The 20,925-nt window shown below is 58.5% G+C and carries 19 protein-coding genes; 9 read left to right on the top strand and 10 right to left on the bottom strand.

Going from position 1 to position 20,925, the window contains the following annotated elements:
• Positions 1-93: 93 nt before the first annotated feature.
• The 6 genes from treS to B142_RS0110230 all read right to left on the bottom strand — a co-directional run bounded on the left by treS (position 94) and on the right by B142_RS0110230 (position 6,728).
• Positions 94-1,824, bottom strand: coding sequence for a maltose alpha-D-glucosyltransferase (gene treS, locus B142_RS0110205; RefSeq protein ID WP_018121449.1), 1,731 nt, complete (start codon positions 1,822-1,824; stop codon positions 94-96).
• 112 nt (positions 1,825-1,936) lie between these two features.
• A complete protein-coding gene (locus B142_RS12575) occupies positions 1,937-2,143 on the bottom strand; it encodes a hypothetical protein (RefSeq protein ID WP_018121450.1) in 207 nt (68 codons plus the stop codon).
• A 5-nt stretch (positions 2,144-2,148) separates the two neighbouring features.
• Entirely contained in the window at positions 2,149-3,036 is an 888-nt protein-coding gene (locus tag B142_RS0110215; RefSeq protein WP_018121451.1) for a carbohydrate ABC transporter permease, read from the bottom strand.
• On the bottom strand, positions 3,037-4,008 hold the full coding sequence (locus B142_RS0110220) for a carbohydrate ABC transporter permease (protein ID WP_018121452.1): 972 nt from the start codon (positions 4,006-4,008) through the stop codon (positions 3,037-3,039).
• 1 nt (position 4,009) lies between these two features.
• Positions 4,010-5,320 carry an ABC transporter substrate-binding protein gene (locus B142_RS0110225; RefSeq protein ID WP_026168058.1) on the bottom strand — a complete coding sequence of 437 codons (1,311 nt, stop codon included), beginning with the start codon at positions 5,318-5,320 and terminating at the stop codon, positions 4,010-4,012.
• A gap of 202 nt (positions 5,321-5,522) precedes the next feature.
• Positions 5,523-6,728 (bottom strand): ABC transporter ATP-binding protein, encoded by a 1,206-nt coding sequence (locus tag B142_RS0110230; RefSeq protein WP_018121454.1) that lies wholly within the window; start codon positions 6,726-6,728, stop codon positions 5,523-5,525.
• 32 nt (positions 6,729-6,760) lie between these two features.
• Here B142_RS0110230 and B142_RS0110235 point away from each other — a divergent pair, with 32 nt between their 5' ends.
• From B142_RS0110235 to B142_RS0110275, 9 genes are all read left to right on the top strand, one after another.
• Positions 6,761-7,498: a biotin--[acetyl-CoA-carboxylase] ligase gene (locus tag B142_RS0110235; protein WP_018121455.1), complete on the top strand. Its 738-nt coding sequence runs from the start codon at positions 6,761-6,763 to the stop codon at positions 7,496-7,498.
• Positions 7,498-8,013, top strand: a complete 516-nt coding sequence (locus B142_RS0110240; protein WP_018121456.1) for a hypothetical protein — start codon at positions 7,498-7,500, stop codon at positions 8,011-8,013. Before B142_RS0110235 ends, B142_RS0110240 begins: the two co-directional genes overlap by 1 nt.
• Before the next feature lie 71 nt (positions 8,014-8,084).
• A complete protein-coding gene (locus tag B142_RS0110245; RefSeq protein ID WP_018121457.1) occupies positions 8,085-9,350 on the top strand; it encodes a 5-(carboxyamino)imidazole ribonucleotide synthase in 1,266 nt (421 codons plus the stop codon).
• A gap of 51 nt (positions 9,351-9,401) precedes the next feature.
• Positions 9,402-9,965, top strand: coding sequence for a 5-(carboxyamino)imidazole ribonucleotide mutase (gene purE / locus B142_RS0110250; protein WP_018121458.1), 564 nt, complete (start codon positions 9,402-9,404; stop codon positions 9,963-9,965).
• A 163-nt stretch (positions 9,966-10,128) separates the two neighbouring features.
• Positions 10,129-11,088, top strand: a complete 960-nt coding sequence (locus B142_RS0110255) for a bile acid:sodium symporter family protein (RefSeq protein WP_018121459.1) — start codon at positions 10,129-10,131, stop codon at positions 11,086-11,088.
• A 36-nt stretch (positions 11,089-11,124) separates the two neighbouring features.
• Positions 11,125-12,120, top strand: a complete 996-nt coding sequence (locus tag B142_RS0110260) for a bile acid:sodium symporter family protein (protein ID WP_018121460.1) — start codon at positions 11,125-11,127, stop codon at positions 12,118-12,120.
• Positions 12,121-12,181: 61 nt separating this feature from the next.
• The gene (locus B142_RS0110265; protein WP_018121461.1) at positions 12,182-13,777 is read left to right on the top strand and encodes a succinic semialdehyde dehydrogenase; all 1,596 of its coding nucleotides are present in this window, start codon (positions 12,182-12,184) and stop codon (positions 13,775-13,777) included.
• 360 nt (positions 13,778-14,137) lie between these two features.
• Positions 14,138-14,677, top strand: coding sequence for a DUF4230 domain-containing protein (locus B142_RS13040; protein ID WP_161796679.1), 540 nt, complete (start codon positions 14,138-14,140; stop codon positions 14,675-14,677).
• A 68-nt stretch (positions 14,678-14,745) separates the two neighbouring features.
• Positions 14,746-16,062, top strand: coding sequence for an alpha/beta fold hydrolase (locus B142_RS0110275; RefSeq protein ID WP_018121463.1), 1,317 nt, complete (start codon positions 14,746-14,748; stop codon positions 16,060-16,062).
• 28 nt (positions 16,063-16,090) lie between these two features.
• Here B142_RS0110275 and B142_RS0110280 read toward each other — a convergent pair whose 3' ends face one another.
• From B142_RS0110280 to B142_RS0110295, 4 genes are read right to left on the bottom strand one after another with little or no spacing between them, the layout of a single operon-like run.
• The gene (locus tag B142_RS0110280; protein ID WP_236658175.1) at positions 16,091-17,584 is read right to left on the bottom strand and encodes an ATP-binding cassette domain-containing protein; all 1,494 of its coding nucleotides are present in this window, start codon (positions 17,582-17,584) and stop codon (positions 16,091-16,093) included.
• Positions 17,581-18,417 (bottom strand): ABC transporter permease, encoded by an 837-nt coding sequence (locus B142_RS0110285; RefSeq protein WP_018121465.1) that lies wholly within the window; start codon positions 18,415-18,417, stop codon positions 17,581-17,583. The genes B142_RS0110280 and B142_RS0110285 overlap by 4 nt, the downstream gene beginning before the upstream one ends.
• Entirely contained in the window at positions 18,414-19,370 is a 957-nt protein-coding gene (locus B142_RS0110290) for an ABC transporter permease (protein WP_018121466.1), read from the bottom strand. Before B142_RS0110290 ends, B142_RS0110285 begins: the two co-directional genes overlap by 4 nt.
• Positions 19,367-20,917: an ABC transporter substrate-binding protein gene (locus B142_RS0110295; protein WP_039734288.1), complete on the bottom strand. Its 1,551-nt coding sequence runs from the start codon at positions 20,915-20,917 to the stop codon at positions 19,367-19,369. Before B142_RS0110295 ends, B142_RS0110290 begins: the two co-directional genes overlap by 4 nt.
• Positions 20,918-20,925 lie beyond the last annotated feature (8 nt).

Raw genomic sequence — 20,925 nt, forward strand, 5'->3', positions numbered from 1 at the left:
TTTGCGATAGAAAGCACGTTTATATGCGGGTGAGTTTAGTCACAAAACAAAACTGATATGTTCGTCGCGCCGTAGCCAACGAAGCAACAAAGGCTAAGCCTCCAGCGAAAACCAATAAAAACCATGCGGCGGCAGCATCACCGTCCACGGCGTGGTGCCGCATTGCGGAAAGCGCGCGCCTCCGGATAATTCCACCGGCGTGCACCCAGCAAAAGCCGAAAGATCCAGGTGTGCGGCCTGCGCGGAATCCGCAAAATTAAACACGCACAGCACCACTTCGGCGGGGTGCTGATCAATCGGGCGCTGCTTGTCGACGGCTGGCCCCGCCGCACCATCGGCTGCACCACATGCCCGGGTAAACGCCAGAATCGCGGGATTACCACGAGCGGGAGTGTCGGTGCTGTTTTCTGCGCTAGTTTCTGTAGCTACTTGTACGACCTCGTGATAGGTTCCTTCGCCAAATGCCGGGTGTGCTTTGCGAATCTGAATTAGCTCGCGGAACCAGCGCAACAACGAATTATCCAACTGCAGCTGCGCAGCTACGTTCACTGCTTGATAGCCAAAGCGCTCATTCGCGATCACCGGGCGTCGTAAAGCTTCTGGCTCCGCGGTGGAAAAACCTGCGTTACGCTCCGACGACCACTGCATCGGGGTGCGCACGGAATCACGATCCGGCAAATACAGATTTTCGCCCATGCCGATCTCATCACCGTAATAAATAAACGGCGAACCCGGCATGGCCAGCAACAAGGCCTTGAATAATTCGAGCTTATTTCGGTCACCGCCCAGTAGCGGGGCCAAGCGGCGCGAAATGCCCACGTGAGCGCGCATCTGCGGATCCGGCGCATACATGGCATACATGAGTTCGCGCTCGGCGTCGTCGACCATTTCCAAGGTCAGCTCGTCGTGGTTGCGCAAAAACGTGCCCCACTGAGCGGTGGCAGGCAGAGCTGGCATCTCCGCCATGATCTCCGAAATCGGAGCCGCCTCCCCGCGCGCGGCAGCCTGGTAGATCCGCGGCATCAGCGGGAAGTTGAAACACATGTGGAACTGATCGCCGTTACCCTCGCCGAAGAAATTCACCACCTTCTCCGGCGGCTGGTTGGCTTCGGCGAGCATGATCGCATCCGGGTACTCAGCATCCAGCAGTGCACGGATGGAGCGGATGAATTCGTGGGTTTCCGGCAATGATTCACCACCGACGCCATCGCGCTCATACAAGTAGGGGATGGCATCCAAGCGGAAGCCGTCCAGGCCCTTGTCCATCCAGAAACGAATGATGGCATAGACCTCATCGTGCACCGCGGGGCAGTCATAGTTGAGGTCTGGCTGGTGGGAATAAAAACGGTGGAAATAGTACTGCCCGCGCACCTCGTCATAGGCCCAGTTGGAGGTTTCTACGTCCGTGAAAATCACGCGGATTTCCGGGTAGCGGTTCGGATCATCACCCCAGACGTAATAATCACCGTAGGGCCCTGTTGGGTCCGTGCGGGATTGCTGGAACCAATAGTGATCACTTGAGGTGTGGTTGAGTGCCAGGTCAGTGATGATTTTCATGCCGCGCTTATGCGCCTGGTCCAGTAGTTCCTCCAGGTCGGCCATGGTGCCGTAGGCGGGAAGGATCGATCGGTAATCGGCAACATCGTAGCCGTCGTCGCGCAGAGGCGAATGAAAAAACGGCGGGAGCCAAACACAGTCCACGCCCAGCCACTGTAAATAATCCAGCTTGGCAGTTACCCCGCTGATGGTTCCGGTGCCGCGGCCTGCCCCGTCGTAGAAAGCCGGTACCAAAGCTTGGTAGAAAATCGCGTTTTTGTACCACATGGTGGCGACCTCCTTGCAGTAGTGGATGGCGGTTATGGCGGGGTATGGGGTGTGGCTGGGTACGGGATATGGCTGGGTGTGGGGTATGGCCGGGCGGGGTGCGGACCCTGCTTTATGGTCTAGCGCGCCAGACAACGACGCTGAGAATGAGCATGCCAGCAAACACGAGCGCTGGTAGCACCCCAGGCTCATCCTGAAACACGTTCCACACGGCTTGCACGCCGGCTAGCACGGTGAAAAACCCGACGAAGCCAGCGATGGTCTGCCACACGAGATGATCCCGCTGGCTGTAGTGCTCCGGGGCCCGATCGCCGTGCATAAAGCTTAAGCTTTCACGCCGCCAGCAGTCAGGCCGGAGACGATGCGGTGCTGGAATATCAGCACCATGACGATCAGCGGGATGGTCACCAAAGCACCGGCAGCCATGGTGGCGGCATACGGGTATTCGAATGCCGACGGACCGGAAAAACGGGCAATGGCGACGGTCACGGGCTCGGTCGCCCGGTTGGACAGCTGGCGTGCCAGCATGAATTCATTCCAGGTGGTGATAAACGCGATGATCGCCGTGGTAAATAACGCCGGGGCTGCCAGCGGCAAGAGAACCAACCGGAAGGCTTGCCCGCGTGATGCGCCGTCGACGCGCGCGGCTTCTTCCAATTCCCACGGCAATTGCCGGAAAAACGACACCAGGGTGTAGACGGTCAGTGGAAGGGCGAAAGAAATATTCGGGATGATCATTGCCCGGTAGGTGCCGATCCACTCCAGGTCACCGAACAGCTGAAATAGTGGGGTGACTAGCGCGATCGCCGGGAACATGGACGCAGCCAGGATCAAGCCAGTGATGAATCCCTTGCCCGGAAATTCCAGGCGTGCAATGGCATAGGCAGTAAACACGCCGACAGCGACAGCCAGGCCGGTCGTTGCCAAGGAAATCAACAGCGAGTTAACAATCGCGCCCACAAAGTCGTTGCCCTTGTCCGTCGCCAAGGCATCAGCGAAGTTGTCCAGAGTGACGTGCGTGGGCCACGGGGTGGTATCGAAGGTGTGGTCGGAATCGCGCAGTGCGGTGACCACCATCCAATAAAACGGTGCCAAGCCCCAGAAGATGATGAACGCCAGGCCCAGGTAGTGCCAAAGCTGTGCAGGCCGACGGCCCGAGCGCGCGCGTGGAGCTGCCTTAGATGGAGCTGCCTCAGTGTGTGCCGTGCTCATTTAAGACACCTCCTGCGGTGTTGTCGTGCGCTTGCTGCCGGAAACATTGGCGCCCAAAAAGCGAATCATGAAAAACGCCACGGCGAAGATCAGCAGGAAGATCAGTGTCGAGAGGGCAGAAGCGGAATTGAAATTGCCCTGACGCATATCTTCGACGACCAACTGGGAGATCACTGCCGTCGGCGAGTTGGAAGAACCAGAAATCATGATCACTGGCAAGTCATACATGCGCAGTGCATCGAGGGTGCGGAACAAGATCGCCACCATCAGGGCAGGCTTGACCAGTGGCAACGTGATGCGGACAAAGCGCTGGATGCGGCTAGCGCCGTCCACCTTGGCGGCATCGTAGACCTCATCGGGGATCATCTGCAGGCCAGCGAGAATCAGCAAAGCCATAAACGGCGACGTCTTCCACACATCGGCGATGATTACCGCAAATCGCGCGGCCCACGGGTCTGTTGTCCAGTGAATATTGGCGTCAAGCAGCGAGTTCACGACGCCGTGATCGGCAAACATGAATTGCCACAGCTTGGCCGTCACCGCCGTCGGAATCGCCCACGGGATCAGCACCGCGGCACGCACCAGACCGCGGCCACGGTATTTCCCATTCATGATCAACGCCATGGCCATACCCAGAATGATTTCCAGGCTGACGGTCACGACGGTGAAAAACAGCGTGATGCCCACCGCCGGCCAAAAATCCGTCGCCAGAGAGCCTGGAGGGCAGGTGATTGCGGTGCCATCAGAGCCCATACACCGGTTATTGACCCAGTACAGATAATTATCCAGGCCGGCAAAACCGCCTTCGGTAAACAACCCTGTTTCGGGGTCGAGTCGACGGTTTCCTTGAAACGACAAGAAGATCGCGCGCACCACCGGATAACCAATCACGATGGCGAGCACGATCAACGCTGGGGCAATGAGCCAACCAGCCTGCCGAAGTTGTGAACTCCAGGTAGTGCGTGCAGGCATATTAGTGAGAGGCAGCCTCGATAGCCTTCTTCATGTCCGCAACAGCCTCATCGACGGGCTTGTCGCCCTTCAATGCCGCATATGCGTTGTCCTGGATGGCCTTCGAGATCGCCTCGTAGAATGGCGAAACCGGACGTGGTTCGGCGTTTTCCAGGGATTCCTTCAGCGCTGGCAGGTACGGGAACTGCTCAACCAAGGACTCATCTTCGTAGATGGACGCCAGTACTGGTGGGAAGGAGTTTTCCGCGAACGAGGTCTGGTTTTCCTCGTTGATGATGAACTTCATGAAGTCCAGCGCGGTCTTCTTGTGCTCCGAATTGACGTTGATGCCGTTGTTGTAACCACCCAGGGTGGACACACCGACGCCATCCTTACCGACGAGCGGGGACACCTCGAACTTGCCAGAAGTCGCGTCTGCTTCTTCCGCGTTGGTGTACATATATGGCCAGTTGATGGCGTAGGCGGTCTCGCCGCCAGTGAATGCCAGGTTGGTTTCTTCTTCGGTAGCAGACAGTGACGACGAGGAAATGGTGCCGTCCTCGAAGGCATCAACTAGTGCTTGCAGGCCAGCTTCGGCTTCGGCGCTATCTACGGTGACTTCGTCGCCGTCCAGCACGGAACCGCCCCAGCCTTCGATAAAGCCGATGGTGTTGACGGTCAAGCCCTCGTACTGCTTCAACTGCAGGGTCAGACACTCGACGGCGTCGTCCAGATCCGCACAGGACTGTGCCAGGTCATCGAAGTTTTCCGGCTCGGAATCCACCAGTTCGGTGTTGCGGAACAACAGCTGGCCGTTGGTGTTTTGCGGCAATGCGTACAGGGTGTCGCGGTAGGTTGCGGATTCCACGGTGGCATCCAGCAGGTCCGAGGTATCAACTTCGTAGTCGCCCTCGAGTGGTTCCAGCCACTGGTTTGCAGCGAAGTCGGCGGTCCAGATGACATCCAGTGCCATGACGTCATAGTCCGAATTGCCGGCCTGCAGGGACTGCACGAGGGTTTCGCGCTGGTCATCGGCCTCGCCTGCGAGCTCTTCGAGCGTTACTTGCTCGTCGGGGTGCTCTTCGTTCCACTTTTCGATAATTGGGGTGATCTTATCGGTGTCGTTACGGCCCATGGCGAAGGTGATCGGGCCGCGGCCTTCTTCACTCGAACCGGATTTCTCGGCGGTGGATCCGGCCGAATCTGCCGAGGAATCGGAGCCAGAACCGGCGCTGTCTGCTGAATCTTCCGAAGAACAGGCAGCAAGTACCAGGGAAGAGGCGAAGACGGTGGCAGCAACTTTGCCGGTACGGCCGGTGGCCAGGGAACGCATGGACGGCAGGGTCCTGGTCTTGAGTGGCTTGGAGGTCATGGGGCGAGGCACCTTTCTGGTCGGGGGTGTGTGACGTGCCGCGCGAATCACTCGCGAGTGGCGGTGTGCACACAGGTGTTGACTAACTTTAAAATGAATCCACAGTATTGCGCGCTGAAATCTGGAAATTCACCCCCAATATAGGGAATGTTGGGGGTGGAAACTACTTGTTGTGTCCGCCGCTGGCGCGCGCGGTGACAGAGTTATCGCTGACAGCCTGGCCGGTTTCGGCATCGAAGCGGTGGGCACTGGCAGGATCGAAAGACAACGTCACTGTCTGGCCACGCTGGGGGCGTGTATCGGCATACCAGCGAGCCACGAAGCGGTGGGGAGTGCCGTCGCCATGTGCGCCTGCATTATCACTGCCAGTAACACCGCGGCCAATACCATCACGGCCAGCCGCGTCATCCGGCGCGAGGTAAATATAGGATTCCGCGCCTAATTCTTCGACAATGTCGATGGTTCCGCGCACCGTGGCGTGGGAGGCGGGGACTGCGGGGGCCTCCGAGGCTTCAGGGGATTGCCGGCTGGTGTCGTCAGCAGGGGCGATGTGGACCTGCATATGCTCAGGGCGCACGCCAAAACGAATGCCGTGATGCGCATCCGCATCGCCGTCGGCAAACACAGCGCTGGCCGGGAAGATATTCATCGCCGGGGAACCGATGAAACCGGCGACAAACTCGTTGGCTGGGTGGTCATAAAGCTCACGTGGCGGGGCAACTTGCTGCAATAGGCCATCTTTGAGCACCGCCACGCGATCCCCCATGGTCATCGCTTCGACCTGGTCGTGGGTGACATATATCGTCGTGGTGCCCAGGCGCTGTTGCAATGCGGCCAGCTCGGAACGCGTCTGCACGCGCAGCTTCGCATCGAGGTTGGATAGCGGCTCGTCCATCAAAAATGCCTGCGGTTCCCGCACAATCGCCCGTCCCATGGCCACACGCTGGCGCTGACCACCGGAAAGCTCTTTCGGTTTGCGCTTGAGAAAGTCCGTCAGCCCCAGGGTTTCCGCGGCGGCTGCCACCTTTTTCGCGATCTCAGCTTTGGGAACTTTCGCCAGCTTCAACGCGAAACCCATGTTCTGCTCGACCGTCAGGTGCGGGTACAACGCGTAGTTTTGGAACACCATCGCGATATCACGCTCGCCCGGTTCGGTGCCGGTGACGTCTTTGTCTCCAATAAGAATGCGCCCGGAGCTGATATCTTCCAGCCCGGCGAGTGCGCGCAGCGTAGTGGACTTGCCGCACCCAGAGGGACCGACCAGCACCAAGAATTCGCCGTCGGCAATCTCAAGATCCAACTCGGAAACCGACGGTGCCGCTGCGCCGGGATACTGAATAGTGACCGACTCAAACGTGACTTTTGCCATGCAAGCAATGTAGCACCAGTAGAATATCGACCATGAGTCTTGATGCCCGCCAGCTTGCCGACGCCCTGGATTTCGCGACTATTTCCTATACGGAATCCACCGAATCGACGAATACCGATCTGCTTGCCGACGCCGACGCTGGGCCGTGGACGGTGCGCATCACCACGAACCAAACCGCGGGCAAAGGCCGATTGGGTCGGGTGTGGGAAGCCCCACCAGGGGCAAATCTGGCGATGTCGGTGCTGCTGATGCCTACTTCGCTGGATCGCATTGGCACGATCCCGCTGGCTGCCGGTCTGGCGGTCGCGGATGCGATTAGTGGAACCCGCCTGAAATGGCCCAATGACGTGCTGTTGGGAGAAAAGAAGCTGTGCGGAATTCTGGCGGAAGCTAGTGCAGCGCCGAGAGCTCGCGTGGTCGTTGGTTGGGGCATCAACGTGGCGTTGCGCGAAGATCAATTGCCGGTGCCGCATGCCACCAGCCTGCAGATTGCTGGGAAATCAACGGATCACACGCAGGTCGCGGCAGATGTGCTGCGCAACTTCTACGAGCGCATGCAGCAATGGCAGGACAACGACCCACAGTTGCTGGATGATTACCGCTCGGCCTGTGCCTCAATTGGTGTGCGGGTGCGCCTGGAGAGCCATTCGGACACCATTGAAGGCACCGTCGATACTGTCACCGATGATGGGCGCATCAGCATCGATGGCAAGGCGTTTTCTGCTGGCGACGTGTCCCATCTGCGTCGACAAGATGGGAACTATAGCTAATGGCGGGCATGGGCACAGGCGGTGGCCGCGGGCTGGCGATCAAACCGGACGAGCAGGTGTTGGTGGATATGACTGCGCCAACCAGCACGCTGGTCTTCCCATTTTTGGAAGTCATCCTGCTTACCGGTGTGGCCTGGATGGGTATTGGTTGGCTGGATAACCCGCATAACCTACCGGACCTCGCTACCGGTGTGTTTGATCCCGTGCTGCTGCACAACAGTGTGGTCACGGTGTGGCTGGTTTTGGTGGTATGGCGATTTGTGTTGCCGTTGCTGCGCAGTCGCAAACAGCGGTTCATCGTGACCAACCAAAGGATCGTCGCCCGCCCCGCCAAGCTGACAGCAAAGGTAGATTCCATTCCCTTAGGGCAGGTGCTGGATGTAGCGCGGCGTCGCAAAGGGATTTCTTTGGCGGTGCGTGGGTTTTCGTATCCGCTGTATTTCGGCGGAGTTCCGAAGTCCAAGAAAGTCGTCGGGGAAATCAACAATGCTTTGCACCCGAGCCCATATTTTTAACCCGCAACGTGCAGCAGCTTGAAACAGCGATGGTTTCCGGCTTAGTGCGAGCCCGGTTACAATAAGTTTTTGTGACTAACCCATCTGAGCCATCTGAGACAGAACAATCCAATTCCGCTGCAGCTGAAAGCCCGGCACGGACACCCGCCGCTGATCTTCCAGTAGTCGCAGTCGTCGGCGATGGGCAGTTGGCGCGCATGATGGCCCCGGCGGCCAGCGAATTGGGGCAATCGCTGCGCGTTTTGGCAGGCAAGCCAGATTCTTCGGCGGCCCAGGTCACCAGCGATGTTTACATCGGCGACTACCGTAACTTGGATGATTTGCGTGCGGTTGCCGCTGGTGCTGATGCCGTCACCTTTGATCATGAACACGTGCCGCTAGAGCACCTGCGCACCTTGCAAGCGGAAGGCGTGAATATCCAGCCAGGTCCTGCTGCCTTGGAAAACGCGCAGGACAAACTGGTGATGCGCCGCAACCTGGACAGCCTCGGCGTGCCGGTGCCGGCATTTGCACCGATCACCGATTCCGAGAGCGCCCGTGCGTTTTGGGAGGAGCACGACGGCAAAGTTTGTCTGAAGGCTTGCCGCGGCGGATACGACGGCAAGGGCGTCTGGTTCCCGGAATCGATAGCCCATTTAGAAGCTCTTGTCGACGAACTACTGGCAGAAGACGTCGAATTGCTAGCAGAAACCAAGGTGGATTTCGTCAGCGAGCTCTCCGCAATGGTTGCGCGTGCACCATCCGGCCAGCTGCAGACCTGGCCAGTGGTGGAATCAGTGCAGGCCGGGGGAGTGTGTGCCGAGGCCGTTGCACCCGCGCCGGGTTTGCCGGAATCTCTGCGCAGTGAAGCTGAACAACTGGCAGTGACCGTGGCCGAGCAACTGGATGTGACCGGCGTTTTGGCGGTCGAATTGTTCCATTATGTTGATGAATCAGGTACCGACCGGTTGAGTGTCAACGAGTTGGCGATGCGCCCACACAACACGGGACACTGGAGCCAAGATGGGTGCGTGACCTCGCAGTTTGAACAGCATCTGCGGGCGGTGCTGGATTATCCGCTTGGTTCAGCGGACGCCACTGCGCCGGTGACCGTGATGGCGAATGTATTGGGTGGTGAGGCTGATCCGGAGATGCCGATGCGCGAACGTGTGCGCGCAGTGTGGCAGCGTTTTCCACAGGCCAAGGTGCATTTATACGGCAAAGATTATCGTCCAGGCCGCAAGATGGGGCATGTGAACATGAGCGGAGGGGCTGACGCCGCGGAAGTACGTCGGCAAGCCGCATTGGCCGCGAATTTCGTGGTTAATGCCCGGTGGGACGATGGCTACACCGGCTAGTCTGAAGATGAGCATCTGAAGATGAGCATGTGAGCACGAGGAGGAGCAAAGATGAGCCAAGAAACTACGCAACACCATCACGTACAGAACACGCAGAATAACGGCCCTGCTATTGGACTGATCATGGGATCGGATTCTGATTGGGAGACCGTCAAGCCCGCCGTAGAAGTATTCGCGGAATTCGGGGTGCCATTTGAAGTTGGCGTGGTTTCGGCTCACCGCACCCCAGAAAAAATGCTGGCGTATGCGAAACAAGCACACCAACGCGGCGTGAAGTGCATCGTGGCGTGCGCAGGCGGTGCCGCTCATTTGCCGGGTATGGTGGCTGCGGCCACTCCACTTCCCGTGATCGGGATTCCCCGGGCACTGAAAAACTTGGACGGGCTGGATTCTTTGCTGTCTATCGTGCAGATGCCAGGCGGAGTGCCGGTGGCTACGGTCTCGATTGATGGGGCGAAAAACGCCGGGCTGTTGGCGGTGCGTATTTTGTCGGCGGGGCAGCCAGAGCTGGTTGACGCCATGGCGAAATACCAGGAGTCCATGGCTGCTGACGTCGAAAAGAAAGACCAACGTTTGCGCGAGAAACTCGAACGCATGGCTGAAGAAGAGGCCTAAACGGGCCTAGACGGGTCTAGATGGGCCGAGGCTGCGCGGTTGAGTACCACGGGATCGTGTCACGGCCATAGCAACCTGAATAAACCTGAATAAACCTGAATAAAAATCCCCGGAAAATTGGCTGTGAACTGACAGTACGCGTGTGATCCGTCATACTGTCTGAATGAAAACCTCCGAGGATCGCTCCGCGAAGCTAGCCGTTACCGTGTTCCCCGTCGCCATTCTGGTGGGGATCACGATTGCGTATTTCTTCCCGGCACCGTTTCTGCCGCTCGCGGATTACATCACGTATTTTCTGATGCTGATTCTCTTCGCGATGGGGTTGACGCTCACCATCCCAAATTTTCAAGAAATCGCGCGTCGCCCATGGCCAATCTTTCTCGGTGTGATCGGCCAGTTCGTGATCATGCCGTTGTTTGCGGTGGGTGTCGCCAAGCTTTTTGATCTGGATTCCGCACTCGCCGTCGGACTGCTGATGCTCGGCTCGGTTTCTGGTGGAACCGCCTCGAACGTGATCGCCTACCTGGCACGCGGAGATGTCGCACTGTCGGTGGCGATGACTTCAGTATCCACGCTGGTCTCACCGATTGTCACCCCACTGCTCATGCTGGCACTAGCCGGGGAAGACATTGCTGTTGATGGTGCCGGAATGGCCCAGACTTTGGTGCAAACCGTGTTACTGCCGGTGCTGGGTGGCTTGGTGCTGCGCTATTTCTTCGACGGCTTCATCACTCGGATCACCCCGATCCTGCCGTGGGTATCCATCGTCGGTATCTGCTTGGTGATGTTCCCGATGGTGGCAGGCGCGGGCGAGCGTTTGGCACAAGTCGGATTTGTCCTGGTGATCGCCGTGTTGCTGCATAATGTCATCGGGTATGTGCTGGGATACCTTGGTGGCAAACTATTGGGCATGCCGCAGTCGTATAACCGCACCGTCGCCATCGAAATCGGTAGCCAGCAATCAGGTTTGGCCTCGGCGATGTCGGCAAAATTTTTCAGTCCAGAAGCCGCGCTACCGGGCGTGGTGGCTGCGATTGTCCACAACATCACCGGCGCAGTCTTTGCCACGATCGTGCGCCGGACGGGCAGCGATGCTGCACGACCTACCCAACCTGCTCGTTAAGAATAAAATTTCAGAAAGTGACCATCGACCGTGACAATGAGAACCTCTGAGGACCGCTCGGCTGCCATCGCCGTGACCGCATTTCCTGCCTTCATCTTGGTAGGAACGATCATTGCGTATTTCTTCCCTGCGCCGTTTGTGCCATTGACCGGGGCAATTACCTATTTTCTGATGATCATCATGTTCGGGATGGGACTCACACTCACCATCCCAGATTTTCAGGAAATCGCGCGTAGGCCGTGGCCGGTGTTTATCGGGGTGGTTGGTCAATTCGTGATCATGCCGCTGTGTGCGGTGGGCGTCGCCGAGCTCTTGGGGCTGAATCTAGCGCTGGCCGTCGGGCTATTGATGCTGGGCTCAGTGCCAGGCGGAACCTCGTCGAACGTGATCGCTTATCTTTCGCGTGGCGACGTCGCGCTGTCCGTGGCCATGACGTCGGTGTCGACGTTGCTTTCGCCGATCGTGACCCCGTTGCTCATGCTCGCATTAGCTGGGGAAGACATTGCCATCGATGGTGCTGGCATGGCGGTGACTCTGGCGCAAACCGTGTTGGTTCCGGTGATCGGTGGGCTTATTTTGCGTTATATTTTGGATACTGCGATCGCGAAAATTAGCCCGATCTTGCCGTGGGTTTCCATCGTCGGTATTGGCGGGGTGGTCTTTCCTACCGTGGCAAATAATGGCGAGCGGCTCGCGCAAGTTGGTGTAATTGTGGTGGTTGCTGTGTTGCTCCACAATGTTTTCGGTTATCTCCTGGGGTATGCAGCTGGCGCTTTGTTTAAGCTGCCACCATCGCATAACCGCACCATGGCGGTCGAAATTGGTACGCAATCGGCGGGTCTGTCTTCCGGCATGGCCGCAAAATTCTTTACCCTAGAAGCAGCATTGCCGGGTGCTGTCGCCGCCGTGCTGCACAACATCACCGGCGCTATCTATTCTGCGATGGTGCGGCGTTTTTCTCGTGCGATTCCGAACGCCACGGATACCGATGCTGGTGGCGTGGTGTCGCAGTCGCTACCCGCCACCCGCTAAATGCGTTTTAGCTCACAAAAAATCGGGTGTGTTAATTGGTTCCCCGCTATAATTGCGGGGCATGATCTTCCAACGAACCGTACCTCAGCGTTTGTCCCTGCAACCACTGCCCGATAAATTTGCCGATTTTCTACGGACCTTTGCTTTTACCGGGGCAGGTGGTGCAACCGCTGCAGAAAGCGTCGAAATCGCAACACCGTTTTTGTCCCAGCCACTGGGGTGGGTCCCGAAAGTTAGTGCTGATGTCGCGGTCGAGGCTTTCGATAAAGCACGTGCGGTGCAACCCGAGTGGCATGAGCTCGGCGTGAAAAAGCGCGCGAAGATCATCGAAAAATTCCATGATCTGGTGCTCAGCAACCGCGAGCTGATCATGGACCTGGTGCAGCTGGAGATGGGCAAGGCCCGTTCGGGCGCGTTCGATGAGGTCACCGACGTGGCTAACAATGCCCGGTATTATGCGGGGCAAGCGCCCAGGCTGCTGCGTCCACAGAAAAAGCGCGGTGGCATGCCGGTGCTGACCACAACCTATCTACATCATGATCCCAAGGGTGTCGTTGGGCAGATCAGTCCATGGAATTATCCGTTTAGCTTAGGTATTGCCGACGCTATCCCGGCGCTGCTGGCGGGTAACACCGTCGTCGCCAAGCCGGATTCGCACACCCCGTTTACGATGTTGCTGATTGCGCACTTGTTGTCTGAAGCGGGGCTTCCTGACGGTGTGTTCACTGTCGTGATCGGCTCTGGTGGGGTAGTGGGCAGTGCGATTGCCGAAAACTGCGATTTTTTGATGTTCACCGGCTCGACAGCCACCGGCAAGATCCTAGCGGAGCAAGTGAGTAAACGCCTGGTCGGTTTTTCTGCGGAACTCGGCGGGAAGAACCCGATGATCGTCGCCAAGGATGCCAATCTGGATACCGCGGTGCGCGCGATCACGCATGCGTGTCTGTCGAATACGGGGCAGTTGTGCGTGTCCATCGAGCGCATTTATGTCGAACACGATATTTACGACGAATTTTGTGAAAAGCTTGCGGAGGCTTTCCAGTCGCAGAAACTAGGCGGTGCGCTGAACTGGAAACACCAGGTAGGCTCGTTGGTCAGTGCAAGCCAGCTGGAGACCGTGCAAGAGTTCGTGGATGATGCGAAAGCCGCAGGTGCGCGCGTGCTTACTGGTGGCAAGGCCCGGCCGGATGTGGGTAAGTATTTCTACGAGCCGACGATCCTGCTCGATGTCCCGGATAGTGCCCGTCTGTTGCGCGAAGAAGTTTTTGGGCCAGTCGTGTACATCCAGCCGGTGGCGGATTTGGACGAAGCCGTCGCGGCTGCAAATGACACCTGCTATGGGCTGAATTCTCCGGTATTTGCGGCACCGAAAACCGCGTGGAAGATTGCTCCACGGGTGCAGGCGGGATCTGTCAACATTAACGACGGCTACGTTGCGGGTTGGGCCTCGGTTGATAGTCCGATTGGTGGCTATAAAGAATCGGGGGTTTCACGCCGCCATGGCGCAGAAGGCCTATATAAATACACTGAGCCGAAAACCATCGCACAACAACGTGGTTTCCCAATTTGGGGGCCGCGGTGTCTTCCGCAAAAGGCCTGGTCAAAGGTGTTGAGCCGCAGTTTGTCTCTGGGAAAGAAAACTGGGTTGCTGCGTTAAGATCTTTTCGTTATAGTAGGAGATGTCTTCGCAGGCCGTGGCCCGGGCCACCACCCCCCCCCGAGTGGTCTCTGGCCCTCCTGCCGGAGACGTCGCCCCGTGGAATTCACCCCCCCGAAATTCCACGGGGCTTAAAAATTTCCTGATTAAATAAGTGGCAATAGATCACACGTCCGTACTCCGCCTCGTGGCCAGCGCCATGGTATCTTATGTAAAAATATCGGCCGATGTAGTGCCGATTTGTTGACAATGTTGTGGTGTATGGAGACAAGGGGCGGAATGTCGGGTGTGCTGAAAGTTGTAGCTGGCCTGCTGGTAGGAATTGTTCTGACGGTGGGTGCTCTCTTTGGCCTCAACAAGATGAGCCTATTGGAGGAGCCGACTCGCTCCATTACGTCGACGGGCATCGGTGGCACGCTCGAGGAGATCTCGGAAGTGGCCGTTGAGCAGTACTCGTATTCTGCCGTGGGACGCTTTGAGGAAGACGGGTGGAGGGCACTAGGGTTCAGGGTTCCGCTGACGGGAAAGCATTTTCTTATTGCCTACGACGGGGTGGTGAAGGCAGGGGTCAAAAACATTGAGAAGTCGGATGTGCATATCGACGACGTCGCCCGTACTGTCACCATCACGGTTTTCCAGGCGGAGATCCTCTCGAATGAAATTGAGCCCTCGTCCGTGGTGGTATATGACCAGTCATTCAACCCTTTGAATCAGGTCAGGGTGGAAAATTACGCGGAGTTCTTGGACAGTGAAGAAAAGCGAGCTGAGGATAAGGCCAGGGAGAATGGTTTGCTCGAGCGAGCGCAGCAGCGTGTGACTGATTTGGTTGCGGCCCAGGCCGAGGCGTTTTTGACAGGATCGGACAAGGACGGCTACGAGGTTCGAGTCCAAGTTTCCTAGGCCGCCGAGTATTCGGGTTCAGCTCCGCGCGCCTTGACGCGCCGCGACCCCAGCACTAGACATAAGTTATGTCTCTCAATACCACTTCCAGTCGCCATTTTGGCCACAACCTCAAAGAACACACGCTCACCGTCCCGTGGGACCCGCACAATACCTCCGCCGGCAGCTTCGAACTCTACGCCCGCGAAATTTACGCCGACGGTAACGAAGACAAACCCGCTATCGTCTACCTGCAGGGCGGCCCAGGATTCCCCGCACCACGCCCGTTCGGAGGGGCAGGCAAAGTCGCCGGATCAGAGATCGGTGGGGTAGTGGGCAAAGCACTGGAAGAATTCCGTTTCATCCTGCTGGACCAGCGCGGCACCGGACGTTCCCACCGTATCGATAGCGCCAGCCCAGCCGAAGATTTAAGCGTCGAGCGCCTGTCGAAACTCCAGCAAAGCTATATCGTCGACGACGCCGAAGCCCTACGCAAGGCCCTGGACATTGAAAAATGGTCCTTGTTCGGCCAATCCTTTGGCGGCTTCTGCATTACCTCGTATTTGTCGCGCTACCCAGAGTCCATCGAGCATGCCTACCTCACCGGTGGCCTACCCGCCACGAGCGTGGGCATAGATGACGTCTACCGTTCCACCTTCGACAAAGTGCGCGCCCGCCACCACGCTATGTATCGCGAGTACCCCTGGATCGATGAGCGCGTCCGGGAGGTCTGCCACCACCTGGATCAGTCCCAAGAACTCTTGCCGACGGGCGAGCGGCTGAGTGCACGTCGTCTGCGCACCATCGGCATCACGCTGGGGCAGGGGCCGGGATTCCACACCCTGGCGTACCTATTTGAAGATCCATTCCGCACTGTTGGCGGCGAAAAACGGTTGAAGACTGATTTTTTGACGAGCGTCGCCGGAATGGTGTCTTTTGCCGACGGCCCTTTGTATGCCGCGATCCACGAATCCATCTACGGCGGTGTGGTAACCCCGGGCGCTACGAACTGGTCTGCGCACCGCATCCGCGAAGAAATCCCAGGCTTCGAAGAAAACGCCGATCCCCGTTCGAACGAACCGTTTTATCTGACAGGTGAGCATGTCTTCCCGTGGCAATTCGATGAGGATCCCGCACTGCACGCTTTCCGCGAAGGTGCCCACGATCTGGCACAATACGATTTCCAGACCTCGCCGTATGACCGTGCGGTCTTAGCAACCGCGCCAGTATCTGCTGCTGCGACGTATTTCGACGACATGTATGTGCCATTCGAGCTGTCCTTAGACACCGCGCGCGCTTATGCGGATTGTCGCCTGCATGTCACCAACCTGTATCAGCACGACGGCATCGGCTACGCAGGCGCGGAAATCTTCGAAGCCTTGCGTGATAAGGTCCGCGATTTTTAACAGTGAAGAATCTTTTAACAGTGAAAAATCACAGTGCCGCTGCTAGTAGACGAGCGGTGTAGTCGTGGGCCGGGTTCTGCCACATCGTGCCGACGGCACCGGATTCCACGATCCGGCCGTCGCGCATGACAACCGTCTCATCGCAGATCTGGCGCACCACGTGCAGGTCGTGGCTCACGAACACTAAGGTCAGTCCGTAGTCGTCGACCAGCAAGTCCAGTAGTTCCAATACCTGGGAACGTACGGAAACATCAAGCGCGGAGACGGCTTCGTCGGCAAGCAGAATATCCGGGTTGCCAGCAACCGAGCGCGCAATGGAAATGCGCTGGCGCTGGCCACCGGAAAACTCGTGCGGCAAGCGGGCGGTGGCATCGTCGGGCAACCCGACCTCGGCCAGGATTTCTGTGATGCGCTCATCGCTACCGCCGCCCTCCGCAATGGCGCGGCCGATGCGCAGCCGCGGGTTCAGGGAAGAAAACGGATCCTGGAACACCATCTGGACCCCAGCGTTGACCTGGACTTTCCCGGCAGTCGGAGCCTCCAAACCTGCGATGAGTTTCAGCAGCGTGGATTTCCCAGAACCGGAAGCGCCCACGATGCCCAGGCGCGCACCCCGGCGCACCTGCAAGTTGATATCGCGTAGCACCGGGGCCGCATCATAACAATGCGCAACCCCCTCGAGCGTGATGATGGGCGGTTCGGAGGTGTTTTGCGTTTGCGTTGACACTTGCGCACGCGCGGGCAACTCGTGCCGAGAAGCCGCCACCAGCCGCTGCGTATACGGCTCGCGGGGATTATTTAGTACCTCCGCGCTAGCACCGCGCTCAACAACCGAGCCATTGTGCATCACCAGCACATCAGCGCACATCCGCTGCACCACAGCCAGATCATGGCTGATGAATAACAATGCCATACCGCGCTCGCGCACAAGCGACTCAATCACGCTGAGCACCTCATCCTGGGCAAGGACATCCAGCGCGGTCGTTGGCTCGTCACAAATCAACACCTCAGGATCCTGCGAGATAGCCAGCGCCAACAGCACCCGCTGGCGTTGCCCACCGGATAATTCGAATGGATAACGGGAAACGAACTCCGGATCCAGTCCAACTTCCGCCAGCAGAGCACTGGCGTTGCGGCCTAATAACCGACCCACCTTCATCAGCGGATCCAGCGCGCTCATGGGCTCCTGGAACACCATGCCAATGCGCTTGCCTCGCAGTTGTGCCCAGCGTTTTTCCTGCTTGCGGGCGCTAAGCTCTGCTGCAAGCATCTCGCGGCCTGCAACGCGGATAGAACCGGTGGCTGCCACCCCACGCGGTAACAATCCCAGCAGCGCTAAGGCCGACAGTGATTTTCCAGACCCGGATTCCCCAATGATGCCCAGTCGCTGGCCAGGGGAAAGCGAAAAGCTGAGATCGTCGACAAGCACGCTACCACCAGCCTGAATACGCAGCTTGTCGACGTCCATCAGGTGTTGCTCCTCTGCAGAGCCCATGGAGCCTCTAAGTCGTGCGTTAGTCATCGCTTCCTCCTGTGTGCACTGTGGCGGGGATCTAACGCGTCCCGTAAGCCGTCGCCAAGCATGTTAAAGCCCAGTACAGTCACCGCGATCGCAAGCCCCGGCCAGAGTGCCAGCAGCGGGGAAGTACCCAGCTGAGTTTGCGCCGCCTGCAGCATCAAACCCCACGACGGATTCGGTGGGCTGGCGCCAAGGCCGAGGAAACTCAGTGCGGCCTCGGCAAGAATCGCCAGGGCAAAAGCCACCGACGCCTGCACAATGGCCAGCGCGCGAATATTCGGCCAAATATGGCGCCACGCAATCACTGGCTCCGGCACCTGCGAGATGCGTGCAGCAGAAATATAATCCTGCGTGAGCACCTGTAGCGCGCCAGCCCGCGCGACGCGCGCAAACCCCGGAACCCCCGAAATCCCAATGGCCACCATCGCGGTCACCACCGAAGGCCCAAATACCGCAGCGGCGATAATCGCCAACAACAATGCCGGGAAAGCCAACAACAAATCCGCGCCGCGCATGATGAAGACATCCGTCCACCCGCCACGCATAGCAGCCCAGATACCCAACGGGATGCCTACGGCCGCGGAAATTCCCACGGCGATGACACCAACCACGAGCGTGATCTGCGCGCCCACCATAAGCCGGGAGGCAATATCGCGGCCGAAGCGGTCAGTCCCCAACCAGTACTGTGTCGAAGGGCCCTGCAAACGGTCTGCAGGGACCGCCTGCACAGGATCGTGCGGAGTCCACAACACCGAAACCACCGCCAGCACGACGACGAGCCCGACGATGCCAGCGCCCAGGTAAAGCGACAAATTTTTCTGCGGCGATGTGCTCATGTGCGCAACCTCGGGTCAATAAACCGATAAGCCAGATCCACCACCAGGGTCACGGCCAAGGTGAAAAACACCAGCACCATCACCAGCGATTGCACAGTGGGCAGATCTCGGGAATTGACCGCATCCAACAGCATGGAGCTCAAACCCGGAATGACAAATACCCGTTCGATGACCACCGCGCTTGCCACCAGCGTCGCCAACTGCACCCCGGCGACAGTGAGCACCGGCAGGCTAGCGTTGCGCAGCCCGTGGCGGCCTAAAGCCTGCAAGCGCGAATACCCGCTGGCACGAGCGGTGCGCATATAATCCTGCTCGATGACCTCCAACACCGCCGAGCGCACATAACGCGTCAAAATCGCCGCCTGTACCAGCGCCAAGGAACCCACCGGCAACACCAGACGCGCAAGGAACCCACCGAAACCATAGTTCGGCGGCAACCAGCCACCAGCCGGTAACCAACCCAGGTGCACGGCGAAAACGGCGACCAGCACGATCGCCAACAAAAACGACGGCACCGCAATGCCCAACTGCACCAACCCGGAGACCACCGCGGCATCCGGCTTACCCTGCCGGTAGGCCAGCCAGGAACCAACCGGCACAGCAACAGCCAACGACAGCGCCATGGCCAAGCCCACCAAAATCAGCGACACCTGCGCACGATCCCACACCAACGAGGTGATATTTTCCTGCGAAACCAGCGAGGTACCGAAATCACCACGCAGCAGATCAGCGATCCAATCCAGATACTGCACCACCAACGGGCGGTTCAAACCCAGTGCGGCAGACAACTCCGCGACGTCCTCGTCAGAAGCAGAAACCCCGAGCGCCACCCGCGCCGGGTTACCGGGAGCTGCCCGCAGCAGCAAGAAGGTCAGCACTGAGGCCAGCGCCAATAACACGAAAAAGCGCGTAAATACCCGGGCGAAAACCCGAACCGTGCCGGTGGTACTCATTGCACCTCCCGGAGACTCGACAAGTTGATCGCATCAGTGACCATGGTCGGCTGAATCCCAGAAATTGCAGGATCGGACAGCACGATATTCGGCAAATTCGCAACAGTCAGGGCCCCGGCATCATCCATGATTTGCGCGATAGCCGCGCTCATCTCCGCAGATGGGTCCTCGCTGCGGTCGGCGGCGTCGAAAAGCTCGCGCACCCGCGCGTTGTCATAGCCCAGGTAATAATCCGGGTTGCCAAACATATGCTCGGTATCGCGGGCTTCCAGATGCGCGATGATCGAGGCTTGATAATCCGCAGCACCATGCACCTGATTCAGCCAGACCGCCGGAAACTCAACGGTTTCTACCGCCACCTGGAAACCAACCTCGCGTAGCTGTGAATAGAGCAATTCTGCCAGCAACGTGGCATACGGCAGCGACGGCACCGTCAACGTGACCAGCTCACCATCGTAAGAGCTTTCCGCCAATAGCTCCCGTGCCCGCTCTGGATTATGCGGGTAATAGCCACCGCTGGTGTGAGCGCTGCTGGCGCTGCCACCGCTGTTGGTGTGACCGGCGCGGCGGACAACCTCGTCGAACCACGGGTCTGTCGGCGAGACCGGAGCGCCCGCAGTATCAGTAGCATGCCCGGAAAAGACCACCTCATTGGCAGCAGCTCGATCAATCGCGAGCGCCGCGGCCTGGCGCACCAACGGATCGTCGAAAGGCGCGGCCTGGTTATTCATGGAGAAAATGATCTCACCGTTGGTGGTGCCGATATCGACGTTGACGGCCTCATCCAGCGCATCCAACAGCTCCGGTGCCTGCATGGCCCACACGAGATCCACCTGGCCCGACTGCAAAGCATTAATCGAGGAGATCGCATCAGAGAAATAACGCACTTCCACCGGCGACTGTGCGGGCTCACCCCAATAATCCTGTCGCGGGACAAACCGAATCGATTCCCCCGTCGCAAAGCTTTCCACCGTCAACGGGCCCGTGCCGACGGGATCGGTGGCCAGCGCGTCCACGCCCGACGGCGACATCATGGCCCCGATGGTGGTGCCCATCGACCACAACCACTGCGAATCCGGATGCTTAAGTTGCACGCGCAGGGTGTATTCATCGAGTGCTTCGGCCTTAGCGACGACATCCATGCCGGATTTCAGGCCGTTCGTCCACTCCGTTTGCACGTAACCAATGCTAAAAGCCGCGGTTTCGGCAGTAAAAGGCGAACCATCAGAAAAATTCACGCCCTCGCGCAGCTGAAAAATATATTCGGTGCGATCGTCCGAGACCTGCCACGAGGTCGCCAAATGCGGAACCACCGCACCGTCATCGTCGATGCGCACCAAAGTCTCATACACATCAGTCAGCAGCGCGCCGGGTGCGGCAGAACCACCGGTATTGGTGAAATCCAGCGAACTGGCAGCAGAGGTTGCTGCCACCACGATGGCATCGGCACTTTCGGGCCGCGCGTAATTGGCAGTGTGCCCAGCCGAGCACCCGGCCAACGCTAGTGCGCTGACCGAGGCAACAACTGCGCTGCCTGCTTTGCGCATTGGTGCGC

This window comes from Corynebacterium propinquum DSM 44285, assembly GCF_000375525.1.
In the GTDB taxonomy this organism is placed as follows: domain Bacteria; phylum Actinomycetota; class Actinomycetes; order Mycobacteriales; family Mycobacteriaceae; genus Corynebacterium; species Corynebacterium propinquum.